Raw genomic sequence first — 18139 nt, forward strand, 5'->3', positions numbered from 1 at the left:
TATGATCGTCACCGCAGCGGGGTTGCCCGCCGAACCAACAGGGGGGTCGGGGGATGTTCAGCACGGTCGACAGCCGGGTCGGACGCGGGTGCGCCGCCGCTTCACCGGGGGAGGCCGGAGGGGACTCCCGGTGGCACCGCCGTACCCGTGACACGGGTTGGAGCTAACCGGGGGCACGGCGGCCCGGTGGCCGTACTGAGGGCTCCCGTCCCACGGGGGTGGGCGGGAGCCCTCAGGCGAGCAGGCGGGCCGGGAGGTACGGGGACTCGACGTGGACGGTCCAGCCCCGGCGCCGGGCGTGGCAGGCGAGGGCGAGGACGTCGAGGCTGATCGCTGCCTCGGGGTCGGTGGCGCGGTCGGCGACCGAGTGGTGGTCGCGGTGGGCTTCGAGGGCGTCGATCAGCGCCAGCGAGAAGCTGGTCTCGTCGCCCTCCACGAGCTGGGAGAACAGGACCACCGGCGGGGCGAGGAAGCCCCACTCCTTCGTCCGCTCGACCTCGCGCAGGGCCCGTTCGGTGGCCGGGAGCGGGTCGACGCCCCGGAAGTAGTCGTGCAGGGCGACGCGGTAGGCGGCGTACGCGGAGCGGTCGGTGGTGGAGTGGGTGGGGCCGGCCAGGACGACCGGGGCGAGGTCCTCGCGGACGCCGGTGATCAGGGCGAGGTCGAGGGCGAGGTGCCAGTGGCCGGGGCCGGAGTCCTCGCCCCGGGTGGCGGGGTACCGGACCGTCCGGCCGTCGATGGTCACCTCGGCCTCGGTGCCGGGCTCGGCGAGGGCGATGCGGAAGAGCGCGGCGCCCAGTTGGGAGGCCAGGCGCAGGCCGGCGAGCTGGGTGTCGGTGACATCGGCGGACTGCGAGGCGCGGGCCTGGAAGAGGTGCACCTGCTTGCTCAGGGCGCGGGCGAGCCGGGAGACGGTGTGGCGGTCCTCGGGCCCGGGGTTGATCGCCTCCTGGGTCCGCAGTTCGTACAGCGCCTCGCTGTCGGGGTGGAAAGGGAGGGCCGGGCTCGGCCGGTCGATGCGGACCGGACCGGCGGCGAGCTGGGCGACGGCGTCGGCGCGCCGGTCGCGGCCGAGCCCCGCGACCCGGGGGTCGGGGCCGGCGAAGCCGGTGACCAGGGTGTGCGGGAGGTAGTCGGTGTCGACGGTGGGGAGCCAGCCGTGGGCCCGGTGGGCGAGCGCGGCGAGGGCGAGCGGGAGCAGTGGGAGGAGGCTGCGCGGGCGGGTGCCGTCGGCGTGGTCGAGCAGGGCGAGCAGCCCGGCGTCGAAGGCCGCGCGGTCCTGCGCCGCGAGGGCGCGCAGGGTGTGAAGGGCCTGGGTGGCGTCGCTGTCCCGGTCCTCGATCCGGGCCAGTGCGGCGTCGATGGCGGCGAGTCGCTGCTCGGCGGTCGCGGCGGTCCCGTCGTCGGTCGACTCGGCGCCGGTCGCGTCCTCGTCGCGGGTGCGGCCCAGGAGGTGGGCCATGAAGCCGTTGACGAGCTGGGCGGCGGAGTAGCCGCCGCCGGCCGGCATGGCCTGCCAGGTGAAGGCGAAGGCCTCGCCGTGCCGGGTGAACCGGTCGGAGAGGATCGCGAGGCAGAGCGCGTCGAGCCAGTGCCGGGGGAGGACGGGGCGGCGCCGGACGCTCCCGTCCGCGTCCTCGGGGTCGTAACCCATCCCGAAGTTCGGGTAGTCGAGGAACACCTGGAAGCGGTCGTAGCCGTAGTACGCGGCGAAGGCGATGGCGCCGGCGGCGGCCTCGGTGGCGTCCTTGAGGACGGCCCTGGCCTCCGGGGTGTCGAGGGCGGGGGAGTCGGCGGAGAGCGCGCCGAGGTAGTCGAGGAACTCGTCGGCGATCAGCCGCCATTCGGTGGCGGTCATCAGGTCGGCGCGCGAGTACGAGTGGACCATCCGTCCGATCCGGTCGGTGAAGCCCTCGCGGGCCGCCGAAACCGCCGCTCCGTCCACCTGGTGACGCTCGATCCGCACAGCTCTGCTCCTTGATCCCTTGCCTGGTCGTCAGCCTAGGCGAGGGGTCCGACAGCGTGCGGCGCGGGGGGCGGTGGCGGCCGCACGGGTTTCAAACGATGTTTGAAAAAGGTCGGGAGCGCGCTAGTGTCATGATCGGCGACAGCGGATCGCGCCGCGGCGAAGCCCGGCATCCGCCTGCCACCGGCGAGTTGACGGTCGGTCGCGCCGGACCGCCGGACCGCCGGACCGCCGGACCGCCGGACCGCCGAGTCCGCCGCTGCCGCCGTGAACCGTCCGTGAGACATCCATGAACCGTCCTGACCCGCGAGGGAGAGCAAATGTCGGAACAGCTGAGCCGCGAAGTGCCCGAGAAGACGCCGGTCTTCGACACCGCCCACTGGCAGGCCCGGCTCGACGGACTCCTCGCCGCCCACCGCATCCACGGCGCCACCCTGGCCGTGCTCGCCGGTGGTGAGATCCATGAACTGGCCTCCGGCATCCTGCACTCGGAGACCGGCGTGGCCGTGACCACGGACTCCGTGTTCCAGATCGGCTCCGTCAGCAAGGGCTACACGGCGGCGATGGTGGTGCTGCTCGCGGACGCCGGGAAGCTCGACCTGGACGCGCCGGTCGTGGACGTCCTGCCCGAGTTCGCGGTCGCCGACGCCGAGGCCACCCGCACCATCACTCCGCGTCAACTGCTCAACCACACCAGCGGCATCGAGGGCGACTTCGTCAGCGACACCGGCCGCGGGGACGACTGCCTGGCCCGCTACCTCGAGGGCGCCCGGACGGTCGGACTGACCAACCCGCCCGGCGCGACGGTGTCGTACTCCAGCACCGCGTACAACGTCCTCGGCCGGATCGTCGAGGTCGTGACCGGCGGCACCTGGGACGAGGCGTTGAAGGAACTGATCACCGGCCCGCTCGGGCTGGAGCACACCATGACCCTGCCGGAGGAGGTGCTGCGCTTCCGTGCCGCGATGGGGCACATGGGCGACCCGGGCGAGGAGCCGGTGCCCACGCCGCTGTGGAACATGATGCCGCGGTCGGCCGGTCCGTACGGCGGGATCTGTGCGACGGCGGCCGATGTCGCCCGGTTCGCGCGGCTGTTCGTGGACGGCGGTGCCGCGCCGGACGGGACGCGGGTGCTGCCGGAGGCCGTGGTCGGGGCGATGCTCAACCGCGAGGTCGAGATGCCCGACCAGTGGTTCCTCGGTGCGCACTGGGGGCTCGGCTGGGGCCTGTTCGAGTGGGACGGCGTCCGGGGCTTCGGCCACGACGGAAGCACCTTCGGGCAGTTGGCCTACCTGCGGGCGATGCCGGAGAAGGGCGTCGCGGTGGTGCTGCTGACGAACGGCGGGGGAGCGGCGCCCAAGGTGTTCGAGGCGCTGTGCCGGGAACTGTCGGCGGAGCTCGCGGGCGTGACGATGCCCGGCTTCGAGCCGCCGGCCCGGCCGCCGGTGGTCGAGCTCGGGGGGTTCGTCGGCAGCTACCGCCGGGAGGGCTTCCTGATGACGATCGCTGAGGGTGGCGGCGAGGGCGGCGGTGAGGGCAGCGGTGAGGGTGCGCTGACCCTGACGTACGAGGGGGCGGACGGCCTCGCGGGGACCTTCGATCCGCTGGTGTGGCAGCTGACGGCGGTGTCGGACAGCCCGGCGAAGACCGTCTTCGCGGGGCGGCGGAACGAGAAGGACGCGTGGATACCGGTGGTGTTCTACGCCCTGGCCGACGGGAGCCGGTACGTGCACTTCGGCGTCCGGGCCACGGCGAAGGCGGCGTAGGCACACAGGCACGTAGGCACACAGGCACACAGGTACGCAGGGGCGGGTCGTTCGGGGAACGGCCCGCCCCCGGCCGTGGCCGGGCGGTGGCGGTGGAGCGGGTGCGGGACGCGGAGGGCATGCGGGCTCCTTGGCGGGGCCTGAGCATTTGAACGTTCAAAATCGCGGCAAAAGCCTTGACCCATGTGATCGGTGACATGTGTTATTTCACATGCCGCGTCGGATGCCGTCAACGGAAAGCGCACGGGCGGCTGGCAGTCCCCCGAATCCGACCGAGAGTCACCCCCGAGAGTCACCCCTGACCGAGAGTCACCCCCACGCACCCCCACCACCCCCACAGGAGCGCACGTGCGCCTTCTCCCCCGCCGCCTCGCGGCACCCCTGCTCGCCTCGGCCCTGGCCGTGACCGGCCTCGGAGCCGTCACCCTCGGCTCCGCCGCCCCGGCCGCCGCGCTCGGCAACGGCAACGCCCTCACCCCGCCGATGGGTTGGAACTCCTGGAACTCCCTCGGCACCGAGGTCACCGAGGAACAGGTCGTCCAGACCATCGACTTCATGGCCGCCAACGGCCTGGTGGCGGCCGGCTACAACACCGTCACGATCGACGACGGCTGGTCGCTCTGGCACCGCGACGGCCAGAGCGCCGACTTCGTCCGGACGCCGTACGGCTCGATGCAGTTGTACGACGCGGCCGGGAACCCGGTCGCCGGGACGGACGGCAGCGGCAACGACCCCACCTCCGGCCACCTGGTCCCGCGCCCCGACCACTTCCCCTCGCAGACCGTCGACGGCCGGACCGTCAACGGCATCCAGTACCTGGCCCAGTACGCCCACAGCAAGGGCATGAAGTTCGGGCTCTACGCCACGGACACCTACGAGACCTGCCAGATGCACCCCGGCAGCCTCGGCCACGAGGCCACCGACGCGGGCGACTTTGTCTCCTGGGGAGTCGACTACGTCAAGTACGACGACTGTCCGTACGGGCCGCGGATCACCGGCCCGGACGGCCACGACTACTCCACCCAGGGCGAGGGCAAGGAGCTCACCCGCTCCGTCTACGCCCGCGTCCAGACCTTCCAACGGGCCCTCGACGCCGCCTCGGCCGCCCAGGGCCGCCCGAAGGTCACCCTCAGCGTCTCCGCCCAGCCCGCCCACACCGGAGTGCCCTACCTCCTCGACCCGGCGGACCCGGCCCGCACCGACCCGGTCGTCCAGGCCGCGGGCACGGCGCCGTTCAATGCGCCCGGCTACGCCCCGACCGGCGTCTGGTGCGGCCAGGTCGCCAACCTGTGCCGGATCGGCGGGGACCGGGACAGCGAGCTCGACGGCGTGCTGTGGAACGGGCAGTTGCAGACGGCCCTGCGCTACCCCGGGAACGTGCGCCCGGGCAGCTGGAACGACCTCGACATGATGTACACCGGCTGGAACGACGTCTACGGCCTCTACGGCACCACCGACACCTGCACCTGCCACAAGCCGTTCACCGACGACGAGTCACGCACCGAGACCTCCGTGCTGGCGATGCTCGCCGCCCCGCTGATCTCCGGGGCCGACCTGCGGACCGCCGCCCAGTCCCAGCACACCGACGGCGGCCACACCTGGTCCACGGGGATCGGCGCGTCGAGCCTGGCGGTCCTGGAGAACCGGGACGTGGTCGCCGTCGACCAGGACGCGCTGGCCAAGCCCGCCACCCTGGTCGGCGCCGCGCCGACGAGCGGCACGGCGCCGGTGGTGCTCAAGCGGCAATTGGCCGACGGGAGCACCGCCGTCCTGCTGGTCAACCAGGACCCGGCCGCCGCGCACACGATCGGCACGGACCTCGCCGCGCTGGGGCTGACCGGCGGGTTCACCTACAAGGAGCTGTGGACCGGCGCGACCGGCACCGTGACGTCAGGCGCCGTGACCTCTGGCGGCGCGGGCGGCGGTACGGTCGGCGGCACCTGGGTGCCCGCGCACGGCGTCGCGATGTACCGGCTCACCCCGCAGGCCGCGACCGGCCCGGCGACGGTCGTCGACGACGGCAGGTACCACGCGCTGGGCACGGGCGGCTCCGGCGGCCCGGTGCTGGAAGTCGCCGGCACGTGCAGCGCGCCGCTGGGCTCGGCCGCCGACGTCAACACCTGGTGGCCCACCCACACCTCGGAGCAGTGGACCTTCACCGGTAACCCGGACGGCACCGTGCGGATCAGCGACAACTGCGACACCGCCACCCACGTCCACACCGTCCTGGCGGCGGGCACCTCGCCGGGGAGCAGCGCCTACCTGCTGAACTACTCGCCGGGCAACCCGTGGCAGGAGTGGCGGGTCGTCCGCAACACCGCGACCGGCGTGCTCACCGTCACCAACGTCGCCACCGGTCTGGCGCTCGACGCGGGCGGCGGGGCGGCGGGCACGACGGTGACCACCGCGGCGCCGAACGCCGGTGCGGCGGGCCAGGGTTGGAGCGTCCTCTCGTAGCGCCGGGAGGGCGGCCCGCAGGCCCGGCGGCCGTCCCCCTCGGGGGCCGGCCGCCGGGGCCCGTGGTGGGATGATGGGCCGGACGGTTCCGCAGGTGAGGGGTGGCGCATGAGCAGCAGGTTGCGGGTGCTGAGGCAGCAGAACCGGCTGAGCCTGGAGGCGCTGGCCGAGCAGGTCGGGGTCACCAAGAGCTACCTCTCCAAGGTCGAGCGCGGCCTCAGCGACCCGTCGATCTCCACCGCCCTCAAGCTGGCCCGCGCCCTCGGGGTCGACGTCGGCCGGCTGTTCTCGGACGAGGTCGAGCCGGAGCTGGTGACGGTGGTCCGCGCCGGGGAGCGGACCCCGATCGCGGGCGGGGCCGGCCCCGGTGCCCCGCACTACGAGGGCATCGCGACCGGCCTCAGCGGCAAGCGGATGGTGCCGTTCGTGATGTACCCGCCGACCGACGCCACCGGCTCCCCGTTCAAGTCGCACCCGGGGGAGGAGTTCTTCTTCGTCCACGCGGGCACGGTGGAGCTGGAGTTCCCCGAGCGGACGGTGGAGCTGGGCCCGGGCGACAGCGTGTACTTCAACTCGGCGGTGCCGCACCGCTGTCGGAGTACCGGTCCGGAGCCGGCCCACGTCCTCGTGGTCATCCACGACGAGCAGGACGGCACCGCGGACCGGGTCCCCAGCCTGCCCTGACTTCGTATCCCCGGGCGGGAGTTCAGTCGGCGGCGTCCGCCAGCAGCCGGGCCAGCTCCGCCCGGCGCTCCTCCGGCAGCGGCAGCAGCGGCGGTCGGGGGTCGCCGACGTCCAGGCCGAGCAGGGAGAGGCCGGCCTTGACCGTGGTCGGCAGCCCGCCGCGCGTCAGGAACTGCAGGACGGGCAGCTGGCGGTAGTACACCTCGCGGGCCGCGTCCAGGTCCCCCGTGCGCACCGCCCGGTACAGCTCCAGCGGGAGTTCGGGGATCAGGCAGGGCGCGGCCGTGCACCAGCCGCTGGCGCCGGCCGCGAAGGCCGCCAGCGCGAGCGGGTTGGAGCCGTTGTAGAACGGCAGCGCGCCGTCGGAGAGTTGGGTGAGGCGGTGCATCCGCTGGAGGTCGCCGCTGCTCTCTTTCACCATGGTGATGTTGTCGACGTCCCGGACCAGCCGGTGGATGAGTTCCGGCGGGAGGTCGACCCCGGCGGTCCTCGGGTTGTTGTAGATCATGATCGGGATGCCGACGGCGTCGGCGACGGCGGTGTAGTGCCGGGTGATGGCCTCTTCGTCGAGCACCCAGTAGGAGAGCGGCAGGAGCATCACCACGTCCGCGCCGGCCTGTTCGGCGAAGCGGGCGCGGCGCACGGCGCTGCGGGTGGTGAGGTCGGCGATGCCGACGACGGTGGGGACGCGGCCCGCGACGGCGGAGACGGCCGCCTCGGCGACGGCGTACCACTCCGGGTCGTCGAGGTAGGCGCTCTCGCCGGTGGAACCGAGCGGGGCGACGGCGTGGCAGCCGGAGGCGACCAGGCGGTCGATCAGCGCGGTGAGCCCGTCGAGGTCGGGGCTGCCGTCGGTGCGGGAGAACGGGGTCACCGGGTACGCGATGATCCCTTCCAGGGTGGTCGCCATGTCAGGACTCCTTCCGGGGGCTGAGCGCGTCGCCGTGGCCGGCGCGCAGGGCGCGGCGGGCGTAGTAGGCGAAGGTCGCCTGGCCGCGCTTGGGGGTGGAGATCCAGTCGTGGGCCTCCTGGGCGAGCAGGCCGGGGATCTCCTGGATCTTCCCGGCCGCGCTCGCCAGCAGCTGGAGCTTGGCGGCCCGCTCGAAGAGCAGGGCCAGGGTGCAGGCCTCCTCGACCGTGCCGGTGGCGACCAGCTGGCCGTGGTGGGCGAGCAGCAGGGCGCGCTTGTCGCCGAGGGCGGCCGAGATGATCTCGCCCTCCTCGTTGCCGACCGGGATGCCGGGCCAGGTCTCCAGGAACGCGCAGTCGTCGTACAGCGGGCACATGTCCATGTGCGAGACCACGAGCGGGGTCTCCAGCATGGACAGCGCGGAGACGTGCAGCGGGTGGGTGTGGATGATGCAGTTGACGTCCGGGCGGGCGCGGTAGACCCAACTGTGGAAGCGGTTGGCCGGGTTGGCCATGCCGTCGCCCTCCAGGACGGTGAGGTCCTCGTCGACGAGCAGCAGGTTGTCCTCGGTGATCTCGTCGAAGCCGAGGCCCAGTCGCTGGGTGTAGTAGGTGCCGGGGCGTTCGGCGCGGGCGGTGATCTGCCCGGCGAGGCCGGAGTCGTGCCCGGCGTCGAACAGGATGCGGCAGGTGAGCGCGAGCTTCTGGCGCACCGTCCAGTCGTTGTCGGGTATCGCGGTCTGCATCCGGCGGTGGGCGAGTTCGACCAGCTCGGACTTGCCGGCCTCGAAGGTGTCGGTCATGGCCGTGGCTCTCCTCGGTGACGTGCGGCGGTGGTGTCGCGTACGGTCGGGTGCGGCCTGCGTCGCTAGGGGTGGCGTGCCTAGGGGTGGCGTGGCTACGGGTGGCGTGCCTAGGGGTGCGCCGCAACCGGGGTGACACCTCGTTCACTCTAGGACACAAGGTGTCCTTCGTCCATGTCGCCGTCCGGAGGGGGCAGTTCAGCCGCCGGACCGGCGCTGGTGCCGGCGCCGTCGCCGCCGTCGGGCGAGCGCGACCAGCGCCGCGCACACCGCGGTGGCGGCCAGCAGGAGCAGCCAGTTGCGCAGGTACGGCAGCGGCAGCACCGTCGGGTTGCCGGAGTCCCGGCCCGCCCGCAGGACGGCGGGCAGGCCGACGGCGGTCAGCGCGACGGCCACCACCAGCCAGCCGCGCAGCACCGGGCCCCGGGTCGGGGCCGCCGCGCGGAGGGTCGGGCGCGGCGCGCGGAGTGCGATGCCCGTGGCGGCCCCCAGGGCGGCGCCCGCCAGGCAGACCAGCGGCAGCCACAGGCCGTCATGGAGGACCAGGGCCCCGACGGCCCACCACAGCACCCCCGCGGGCTCGGTGACGTAGGCGTCGTCGAGCAGCCCGTACAGGCCGAAACCGGTCAGCGTCAGCCCGGCCGCCAGGGCCGCTCCGCGCAGCCAGGTCGCGGGCGCGGTCATCCCAGCACCTCGATCCGGGCCACCCACTTGGTCTGCAGCACGCCGGGCCGGTTCGGCGCGATGATCCGGGCGGGGAAGCCGTGGTCCGCGCTGAGCTCCTCGCCGTCGACCCGCAGCGCCAGCAGGGTGAGCGGGTCGGCGGCGTACGGGGCGGGCAGCTCGGACACCCGGTACGGGCCCTCGGTCTCCAGCGAGGTGATCCGTACGGCCGAGCCCGGCGGCGCCCCGGCCCGCGCCAGCAGGTCCGCCACCCGGACCCCGCCCCACCGGGCGCTCACGCTCCAGCCCTCCACACAGGCGATCGGCAACACCGCCTCGTGCTGCGGGAGTTGGCGCAGCTCGGCGAGTCCGATCCGGAACGGCCGGGGGCCGTCGACCACCAGCCGCCAGTCGGCGGGCACGGTGACCGTCCCGGCCTGGGCGGCCGTACGGTTGACCGGCAGGCCGCCCGCCCCCGGGCCCGGTCGGCGCGGGGCCAGCAGGTCCACCGCCCGCAGCCAGGGCACGGTCTGCCCGGCGGTGGTCAGCGTCACCGCGCCGACGGCCGCTCCCACGGCGGTCAGGAAACCCCGGCGCCCGGCCGGCGCCGGAGCCTGCCGGCCGCGCCAGTGCCGGGCGATGAGCGGCGCCTTGACGGCCAGGTGGATCAGCAGGCCGCCGACCGCGAGCCAGGCCAGCCAGAAGTGGGTCTGGCGGAACGGGAACGGCCAGGGGTACCACTGGAGCGTGTTCAGCAGTCCGGTGCACAGCTCCAGCAGCACGGCCGCCACCAGGACGGCGATGCCCAGCCGCTCCAGGGCGTGCAGCACGCTGCGGGCCGGCGGCCAGTCGAACAGCCGGGGGTAGACCGTCCACAGCTTCGCGCCGGTCAGCGGGATCGCGGCGATGCCGCTGATCACGTGCAGCCCCTGGGTGATCCGGTACCCGTTCACGGGACGGGAGGGCAGGTGCGGCGCCAGCCAGTGCGGCGGGTCCTGGAGGAAGTGGCTGGTCAGGCCGGTCAGGAAGCAGACCAGCAGGGCTGCGCCGAGCCACCGGCCGAGTACGACGGCGGTGCGCGGCTCGTGCAGCGCGGAGGTGAACGCGCCGTCGCGGAAGGGGCCGCGCCGCAGGAAGCCGGGCGGGGGAGGGAGCGGGCGGTCGAGGCGGAGGTCGAGGCGGCGCCGGGCGCCGGGGGGCTTGGAATCCACCCGTCCATCGAAGCGCGCCGGGCGTGTTGTGAGGGGCTGTGACGTCCTTACGGAATGCGAACGGCGCCGCCCAGGAGGAGAGATACGCGGCCGCCAGGACGACCCGCCCGTACCCAACCACGCCCGCGGTCGTTGCTCCTGGCAACGCAGAGGTCGGACCCTCGGCAGGGCGGCCGGACCGACGGGCAGCGACTTGCGGGAAGCGAGCTGCGGGAATGAGCGAGGGGCACGACATGGGGCGAATCACGAGGCGGGGCTTCGTGGCGGGCACGGCGGCCGCACTCGGCGGGCTGGCCGTGGCCGCCCCGGCCTCTGCCCCGGCGTCCGCCGCGGGCCGGGGCGGGCCGCAGGAGCAGCCCCGCCGGGTGGCGGCGGAACGGCGGGACGGCGAGCGGGAGTTCCGCGGCGTCTGGCTGACGACGGTGGCCAACCGGGACTGGCCCTCCCGGCCCGGCCTCACCGCCGAGGCCCAGCGCGCCGAGCTGCTCGCCCGGCTCGACGAGGCGCTGGAACGACGGCTGAACGCGGTGCTGCTCCACGTCCGCCCGACCGCGGACGCGCTGTGGCCCTCCCCGTACGAGCCCTGGTCGGCCTGGCTCACCGGGGAGCAGGGCCGGGACCCGGGCTGGGACCCGCTGGGCACCGCGGTCGAGGAGGCGCACCAACGCGGCCTGGAACTGCACGCCTGGTGCAACCCTTACCGGATCGCGACCCACGACGACCCCTCGCGGCTGGTCCCGACGCACCCCGCCCGGCTCCACCCCGACTGGGTGGTGACCCACGGCGGGCGGCTCCACTACAACCCGGGCCTGCCCGAGGTCCGCCGCTTCGTGCAGGACGCCATGCTCGACGCCGTACGCCGCTACGACGTCGACGGCGTCCACTTCGACGACTACTTCTACCCGTACCCGGTCGCGGGGGAGCGCTTCGACGACGACGCGGCCTACGCCCGGTACGGGGCCGACTTCCCGGACCGCGACGCGTGGCGGCGCGACAACATCGACCTCCTGGTCCGGGAGATGGGCGCCCGGATCAAGGCGGTCAACAGCCGGGTGCGGTTCGGGATCAGCCCGTTCGGGGTGTGGCGCAACCAGGCGACCGACCAGCAGGGCTCGGCGACCACGGCGGGCGTCCAGGCCTACGACGACCTGTACGCCGACACCCGGAAGTGGGTGCGCGAGGGCTGGATCGACTACATCTGCCCGCAGCTCTACTGGAACATCGGCTTCGCCGCCGCCGACTACGCCGTCCTGGTGCCCTGGTGGGACGCGGTGGCCCGGGGCACCGGCGTCGACCTCTACCTCGGCGAGGCGCTGTACAAGGCGGGCGCGCCGGGCCAGCCCGCCGCCTGGCAGGACCCGGCCGAGCTGTCCCGCCACCTCACCCTGGCCCAGGACTACGGCACGGTCCGCGGGCACTGCTTCTTCGCGGCCCGGGAGGTCGCGGAGGACCGCATCGGCGCCATGGCCCGCGTCGTCGCCGACCACTACCGGCCGGACTGAGTCTCCGGCTCGCCCCTCACGGGCCGGAACCCGCGGCGCATCGGCCTCGCCGCCCTCGCGAGGCCGACACGACCGTCGGCGGTCGTCGACCGTCCGCGGTCAGCAGGCGCCGGGACCGCCTAGGCGGAAGGAAGTGGCGCCAGCCGCACCGTAGTTGTAGTAGCTCGGGTCGGTCGCGCTGACGGTGAACCGGGGCTGGTCGGACGAGCCGTACAGCTGGTAGTCGGAGATCGACGACGATCCGGCCTGGCTGCCGTAGAGGCCGTCGCCCATCTGGGTGCAGCTGGTCCGGCTGTCGGCGGCGACCTCGCCGAAGGCGGAGACGATCTGGGCGGTGGTGAACGTGCCGTTCCAGGTGCTGCCGGGGAAGTAGCCGATGGGCGTGTTGTCGTAGTAGGCCCACCAGTTGCCGTTGCTGTTCCACCAGGCGAGCCGCACCGAGCCGCCCGGGGGCAGGGCCATGCCCGGCCGTACCGTGCTGGAGGTCGGCACGAAGCCGGTGTTGTAGGAGGTGGGTTGGCCGTTGATCCAGTGGAAGACGAAGAGGTGGGGCAGGTAGTCGCCGTTGGTCTGCGGGTCGACGGTCCAACCGATCTCGACGGTGTTGCCGCTGACGGTGCCGCCGGTGCTCTGCAGGGAGAGTTCCTGGAGCGAGTGGCCGTCGGCGGGGACGCCGGTCGGGTCGGCGACGTACATGGTGACGGCGGCGCCGGCCGTCGTGGTCTGCTGACGCCCGGTCACGTAGCTGAAACAGGCGCCGAACCAGCACTGGGCGGCGTGGGCAGTGGTGGCGGGGAGCAGGAGCGTCGCGGCGATGGTGGCGGCCGTCAGTGCGGCCGCGGTGGTGCGGGGCCTGGGACGGATGGTGCGTCGACTGAGGAGCATGGGGGTCCTTCCGGTGGGGGTGGCGCGGATCGCGCGCCGTGTGGGGGTGCTCGTCGATGACCGTTGGAGCCGGGTGCGTCCCGTGGCGAGCCGTGGGGGTGGCGCGCGGGACCGTTCGGAGACGCCCGGAGAGCGGCCGGAGAACAGCTGAGAGAGTGGGCTACTCCGATATAAATGCCGTCATAACATCAGTTACGACTGGAGTTAAGTTAGGGCACGGGTCCCCGGCCCCGCAAGACCCCGGGTCATCGGCGTGATAGGAGTGCCGACGGAACATGAACGACCCCGAGGAGGAAGCCGAGATGTCCGCCCCCGCCACAGGTGAGCAGCCCTCGGAGCCGGTCGGCGCGCGGCTCCAACGACTGCGCGCCGAACGCGGACTGACCCAGCGTGCACTGGCCGAGCCGGGGTACACCGCCGCGTACGTCTCCACCCTGGAGGCGGGCAAGGCCCGGGCGTCCGAAACGGTGCTGCGCTACTTCGCCGAGCGCCTCCAGGTCGGCTACGAGGAACTGGCCTTCGGCCTGCCCGCCGGCCTGCGCAGCCAGATCCGGGACGGCATCGCCGAGGCGAACCAGCTCGTGGAGGCCGGCGACGGCGAGGCGGCCGAGGAGCGGCTGGCCGAGTTGACGGAACGGGCCGGCGCCTTCGGGCTGGTCGACCTCGTCGCCGAACTGCGCACCGCCCTGGGGGCGTTCCTGCTGCGCCGCGGCGCGCTGGCCGAGGGGCGGGAGCAGTTCGAGCAGGCCGAGGGTCTGCTGGCCGACCAGCCGCTGCCGGCTCGGGTGCCCGCCATCCGCGGGCGGGCGACCGCCCACTACCTGGAAGGGGACGTCCGCTACTCCTGCTACCTGCTGGAGAGCACGATCAACGAGCTGAACAGCGGCGGCCTGCCGGACCCGGTGTCGCTGATGCTGCTGTACGCCTCGGCGATCGGCCCCTACCTGGAGCTCGGTGCCCTCGAACGCGCGACGAAGGCAGCAGGCCTCGCGCTCGCTCTGGCGCCCCGAGTGGAGGACCCGGTGGCCGTCGCCGGCCTGCACCGGTCCGTCGCGCGCACCCACGTGGCCCACGGACGGTTCGCCGAGGCCGAAGCCGCGCTGGTCAAGGCGCAGGAGGTGTACCAGCAGTGGGGGATCCGTGTCGAGCTCGCGCAGTGCCACTGGATGCGCGGATACCTGCACGCCCAGCACGGCCGACTTGCCGAGGCCGAGACCGAACTGCGCACGGCAGCGGCGATGTTGCGCGCGAGCGGGGCCGCGTTCTACGCGGTCCAGGTGGAGGTCGAGCTCGCCGACGTCCGGTGGCGGCTCGGCCACACAGCGGAAGCCGAGGAGCTCCTCGGCCGGCTGCTGGAGGGTCTCGGCCCCGGCCGTGGCGCGGTCCACGCCGCCGCCGCGCACCGGCTGCTCGGCCTGATCCGCGAACGCGCCGACGACCTGGAGGCGGCCGAGCGGCACTACCGCACCGCCGTCGACCTCCAGCGTGAAGCGGACGTCACCGGCGACCTGGCCGACACCACCCGCCTGCTGGGCGACCTGCTCGACCGTCAGGGCCGCAGCCGCGAGGCGATGGCGGCCTACCGCGACGGACTGATCCGGCTCGCCCGCCCGGGCACCACCACGCTCGGCCCCGCTCCGGTCCCGCCGCCGATCCCGGAGACGGTCCAGGGCCGGGGCGGGGCGTGAGCGGTACCGGCGACCGCCGGCGCGGGTACTCGCCGTCGGGCCCGCCGGCGCGGGTACTTGCCGTCGGGCCCGCCGGTGCGGACCTTCTTCCGCAGGGCGGCGGCGTGGTCGAACACCGCCTGGAAGGAGAGCTGCGGCGTGGACAGGGCGAGGAGCCCGTCCCAGGGCGGGGCCGGCACACCGGCTCAGGACATGCCGGTGGCGGAGCGGCGGCGTTCGACCGCGCGGACCAGGTCGGCGCCGATCTCCGCGAGGAAGTCCGCCGCCGTGTCGAGGCGCTGCCCGGCGGGGGTGTCGGCGCCGAGCAGGTCGGCGCCGGTTCGGGCGAACTCGGCGAGCAGGGCGTTGCGTTGGGCGCTGGCCAGCAGAGAGCGGTACCAGACGTCACCGTTGATGGTGTACTGCTCGCGGCGGCCGTGCCGCCCGTCCCGCTCGCGGCGGATCAGCCCCTGGTCCGCGAGGTAGCCCACGGCCTTGGACACCGACGCCGGGCTGACGCCGAGGCGCTGCACCAGGTCGGCCGCGCTCAGGCTCCCGCTGTCGGTGACGTACAGGCAGCTGAGGACCCGGGCCACCATGCGGGGTAGTCCCAGGTGGACGAGCAGGTCGGCGAAGCGGTCGGCGTAGTCGGCGATGGCCGCCCGGTCCCGCCCGTCCGGGGCGGCCGCGGCGCCCTGGGCCGGGCGGGCGAGGCCCGGCCGCCGTCGGGCCCGTCGGGCGGTCGCGCGTTGGGCGGTCTCCGCGCGGTAGCGGCCGGGGCCGCCGTTGCGAGCGATCTCCCGGGTCACCGTGGAGGTGGGGCGGGCGATCAGCCGGGCGATCGCGGCGTAGTCCAGCCCCTCGGCGAGACCGGTCGCGATCGCGAGGCGGTCCTGCGGGCTCAGCCTGGCACCCGGCACGGGTGGCTCCTCTCCTCGGGCCTTCGCACGAGTATCCGGACACCGGCCGGACGGTTGCAACCGCGTTTGCATTCGTCGGCATCGTCATTGCAATGATTGACCGTCACTGAGCTGGTGTGATGCCGAAGATGAGGCAATCGGATGTTGATGGATCCTCGAACCCCGCCGTACGTTCCTCACCGACGACGAAAGCCCGACCGACCAGGAGGACCCACCATGAAGACCACCGCCCGTGCCGCCCTCGCCACCGCCGTGGCCGCTGCCCTGCTGACCGCCACCGCCCCGGCGGCGCTCGCCGCCGACCACGGCGGGCGCGGGAGCCACCAGGGACTCCAGGCCGCGCTCGACCAGGCGGTCACCGCCAACGGCCTGCCGGGGGCGACGGCCGAGGTCCGCGACCGCGGCTCGATCTGGTACGGGCAGTCCGGCACCGCCGACCTGAGCACCGGGCAGAAGTTCCACCGGCAGGACCGGTTCCGGATCGGCAGCACCACCAAGACCTTCGTGGCCACCGCGCTGCTCCAACTGGAGGCCGAGGGGAAGCTGACGATGGACGACAGCGTCGAGCAGTGGCTGCCCGGCCTGGTCGACGGAAACGGCTACGACGGCTCGGCGATCACCGTCCGTCAACTGCTCAACCACACCAGTGGGATCGCCAACTTCGCCATGGACGAGACGGTGTCGAAGGAGTTCCAGGGGCTCCCGTTCCTCCAGCACCGGTTCGACTCCTTCACCCCGCGCCAGCTGGTCCGGATCGGCATCGGCACGAAGCCCAGCTTCGCGCCCGGCACCAGCTGGGAGTACTCCGACACCAACTACGTGCTGGCCGGAATGATCATCGAACGGGCCACCGGCCACAGCCTCGCCCAGGAGATCGCCGATCGCTTCGCCAAGCCCCTGCACCTCAGGAGCACCTACGAGCCCGCCGCCGACGACACCGGCATCCGGGGTCCGCACGCGCGGTTCTACTCCAAGCTCGGCCCGTTCAACCGGCCGGACCTGCCGGTCTACGACGTCACCGAACTCAGCCCGTCGTGGGGCTACGGCTCCGGGGACATGATCTCCACGGTGGAGGACCTGAGCACCTTCTTCCAGGCGCTGCTGGGCGGACGGCTGCTGCCGCCTGCGGAGATGGCGGAGATGGTCACCATGAAGGACCCGAAGGCCGGCCGCACGGGCTGGGTCCCGAACTCCCACTACGGCCTGGGGATCGGGTCGCTCACGCTGTCGTGCGGCGAGGTGTGGGGGATGGGAGGGGCGATCAACGGCTCCTGGTCCTACACGTTCGGAAGCCGGGACGGTCGCCACATGATGTCGACCCAGGTCAACGGCGACTGGGCGAACGGCGAGGCGTGGGGGCCGGTAGCGGTCTTCACGAAGGAGCTGGAGGCCGAGTTCTGCGGTGAGGGGAAGTAAGGGAACCCGTACAGAGAGGTGATGTACGGGTTCGGCCCGTCGCTCGTCAGGAGCGACGGGCCGAACCCGTCAGACCTCGCTGGTGGCGGCGAAGGTGAGAAAGGCCTCCCAAGCGGCCGGCTCGAAGGTCAGTTGGGGGCCGCTCTTGTCCTTGGAGTCACGGACGTGGACGACGCCCGGGGTCTCGGCGACCTCGACGCACTGGCCGCCTTCGTTGCTGCTGTAGCTGCTCTTGATCCACGCGAGCTTCGCGGTCATCGTTCTCCCAGCATTTTCTCGATCAAGGTCAAGGACTCCCTCACGTCGAGCGATTGCCCTCTGAGAGCGCCGTATCGTGCGTTCATGATACGGACTTCCTCTTGATCCGTGATCAGTCGACTACTTTGCTGCGCCTCGATGTATCCGTTCTGTGGGCGCCCCTTGGGAGTGATGAGCGTGAAGGGCCCGCCCAGGGCAGGGTGGTCAACCCGGGCGGTGGGCATGACGTGGATCGCCATGCCCCGCATCGCCCCGACCTCCAGCAGACGCCTCAGCTGCTCCTCGTGAACTTCCCAGCCACCGAGCGGGCGTTGGAGGACGCTCTCCTCGATGACCCAGCTGAAGATCGCCCGTGGCCAGCGCGTCAGAATCTCCTGACGTTCGATTCGTGCGGCCACACGCTCCTCGATCGTTTCCTCAGTGAGTAGCGGCTGGCGCATTCCGAAGAGCGCTCGCGCATGAGCCTCGGTTTGGAGCAAGCCGGGGATGAGCAATGTGCTGAACTCGTGGATCTCCACGGCCACGGGCTCCAAGCCTGCATAGCCGCGGAACCAGGCCGGGTGTCGCACGCGCGCCTTGGCTCGGGCCTTCATGACATCATCCCTCTGGATGGCCAGCAAGCCTCCCGCGTTCAGTTCCTTGTCCAATGCGACAAGCAACTCCGGCTGGGGAGTTCGCACGCCACGCTCCACCGAGCGGATCAACTCCTCTCCGTAGCCGACGCGCTTGGCAAGCTCCTTCTGGGTCAACCCGGCCCGCTCCCGCAGGAGTTTGATCTGCTTGCCGATCGCGCGGAGGAAGTCGGAGGTCTCAGTGAGGTCCTCCGGCAGTTCCGTTCGAACCTCGTCGCCCGTCTCGCTGTTCCGCGCCGCACCCATAGCGACCACCCCGCCTGTGATTGAGTCGCACAACAAAAGCTGTCCGCACCTGCACAAGTACTCTCTGTGCTCGCCGGATCCATGGTCAGCGTACGTCCGCCCCGCCACGCTTTCTCCCATGACGACCCAAATCCCCCTCGACAGACCCCGCCGC

The 18139-nt window shown here is 72.7% G+C and carries 15 protein-coding genes; 6 read left to right on the forward strand and 9 right to left on the reverse strand.

Going from position 1 to position 18139, the window contains the following annotated elements; genetic code table 11:
• Positions 1–232: 232 nt before the first annotated feature.
• Entirely contained in the window at positions 233–1966 is a 1734-nt protein-coding gene (locus tag AB0F71_RS37170) for an Imm49 family immunity protein (RefSeq protein ID WP_360244784.1), read from the reverse strand.
• 320 nt (positions 1967–2286) lie between these two features.
• On the opposite strand from AB0F71_RS37170, the gene AB0F71_RS37175 reads away from it, so the two are divergent.
• The 3 genes from AB0F71_RS37175 (at position 2287) to AB0F71_RS37185 (ending at position 6873) form a co-directional block, all read left to right on the forward strand.
• The gene (locus AB0F71_RS37175; RefSeq protein ID WP_360244787.1) at positions 2287–3732 is read left to right on the forward strand and encodes a serine hydrolase domain-containing protein; all 1446 of its coding nucleotides are present in this window, start codon (positions 2287–2289) and stop codon (positions 3730–3732) included.
• A 348-nt stretch (positions 3733–4080) separates the two neighbouring features.
• Entirely contained in the window at positions 4081–6189 is a 2109-nt protein-coding gene (locus AB0F71_RS37180) for an alpha-galactosidase (RefSeq protein WP_360244790.1), read from the forward strand.
• A gap of 108 nt (positions 6190–6297) precedes the next feature.
• Positions 6298–6873, forward strand: a complete 576-nt coding sequence (locus AB0F71_RS37185; protein ID WP_360244793.1) for an XRE family transcriptional regulator — start codon at positions 6298–6300, stop codon at positions 6871–6873.
• A 22-nt stretch (positions 6874–6895) separates the two neighbouring features.
• On the opposite strand, the gene AB0F71_RS37190 is transcribed toward AB0F71_RS37185, so the two are convergent.
• From AB0F71_RS37190 to AB0F71_RS37205, 4 genes are all read right to left on the reverse strand, one after another.
• Entirely contained in the window at positions 6896–7783 is an 888-nt protein-coding gene (locus tag AB0F71_RS37190; protein WP_360244796.1) for a dihydrodipicolinate synthase family protein, read from the reverse strand.
• A gap of 1 nt (position 7784) precedes the next feature.
• Positions 7785–8585: an aldolase gene (locus AB0F71_RS37195; RefSeq protein WP_360244799.1), complete on the reverse strand. Its 801-nt coding sequence runs from the start codon at positions 8583–8585 to the stop codon at positions 7785–7787.
• 198 nt (positions 8586–8783) lie between these two features.
• Positions 8784–9269 (reverse strand): hypothetical protein, encoded by a 486-nt coding sequence (locus AB0F71_RS37200; protein WP_360244802.1) that lies wholly within the window; start codon positions 9267–9269, stop codon positions 8784–8786.
• A complete protein-coding gene (locus AB0F71_RS37205; protein ID WP_360244827.1) occupies positions 9266–10381 on the reverse strand; it encodes a molybdopterin-dependent oxidoreductase in 1116 nt (371 codons plus the stop codon). The genes AB0F71_RS37200 and AB0F71_RS37205 overlap by 4 nt, the downstream gene beginning before the upstream one ends.
• A 311-nt stretch (positions 10382–10692) precedes the next feature.
• On the opposite strand from AB0F71_RS37205, the gene AB0F71_RS37210 reads away from it, so the two are divergent.
• Complete coding sequence (locus AB0F71_RS37210) at positions 10693–11961, forward strand: family 10 glycosylhydrolase (RefSeq protein ID WP_360244805.1); 1269 nt, start codon at positions 10693–10695, stop codon at positions 11959–11961.
• Between the two features lie 99 nt (positions 11962–12060).
• Here the strand turns inward: AB0F71_RS37210 and AB0F71_RS37215 are convergent, their stop codons facing one another.
• A complete protein-coding gene (locus AB0F71_RS37215) occupies positions 12061–12846 on the reverse strand; it encodes a neprosin family prolyl endopeptidase (RefSeq protein ID WP_360244809.1) in 786 nt (261 codons plus the stop codon).
• A gap of 275 nt (positions 12847–13121) precedes the next feature.
• Here AB0F71_RS37215 and AB0F71_RS37220 point away from each other — a divergent pair, with 275 nt between their 5' ends.
• Positions 13122–14534 carry a helix-turn-helix transcriptional regulator gene (locus tag AB0F71_RS37220; protein WP_360244812.1) on the forward strand — a complete coding sequence of 471 codons (1413 nt, stop codon included), beginning with the start codon at positions 13122–13124 and terminating at the stop codon, positions 14532–14534.
• Between the two features lie 185 nt (positions 14535–14719).
• Here AB0F71_RS37220 and AB0F71_RS37225 read toward each other — a convergent pair whose 3' ends face one another.
• Positions 14720–15433, reverse strand: coding sequence for a MarR family transcriptional regulator (locus AB0F71_RS37225; protein WP_360244815.1), 714 nt, complete (start codon positions 15431–15433; stop codon positions 14720–14722).
• Positions 15434–15649: 216 nt separating this feature from the next.
• Between AB0F71_RS37225 and AB0F71_RS37230 the strand changes: the two genes are divergently transcribed.
• Complete coding sequence (locus AB0F71_RS37230; protein ID WP_360244818.1) at positions 15650–16849, forward strand: serine hydrolase domain-containing protein; 1200 nt, start codon at positions 15650–15652, stop codon at positions 16847–16849.
• Between the two features lie 69 nt (positions 16850–16918).
• Here the strand turns inward: AB0F71_RS37230 and AB0F71_RS37235 are convergent, their stop codons facing one another.
• Positions 16919–17107, reverse strand: coding sequence for a DUF397 domain-containing protein (locus AB0F71_RS37235; RefSeq protein WP_360244821.1), 189 nt, complete (start codon positions 17105–17107; stop codon positions 16919–16921).
• Complete coding sequence (locus AB0F71_RS37240) at positions 17104–18105, reverse strand: helix-turn-helix transcriptional regulator (protein ID WP_360244830.1); 1002 nt, start codon at positions 18103–18105, stop codon at positions 17104–17106. The genes AB0F71_RS37235 and AB0F71_RS37240 overlap by 4 nt, the downstream gene beginning before the upstream one ends.
• Positions 18106–18139 lie beyond the last annotated feature (34 nt).

Source organism: Kitasatospora sp. NPDC028055, from assembly GCF_040637885.1.
In the GTDB taxonomy this organism is placed as follows: Bacteria; Actinomycetota; Actinomycetes; order Streptomycetales; family Streptomycetaceae; genus Kitasatospora.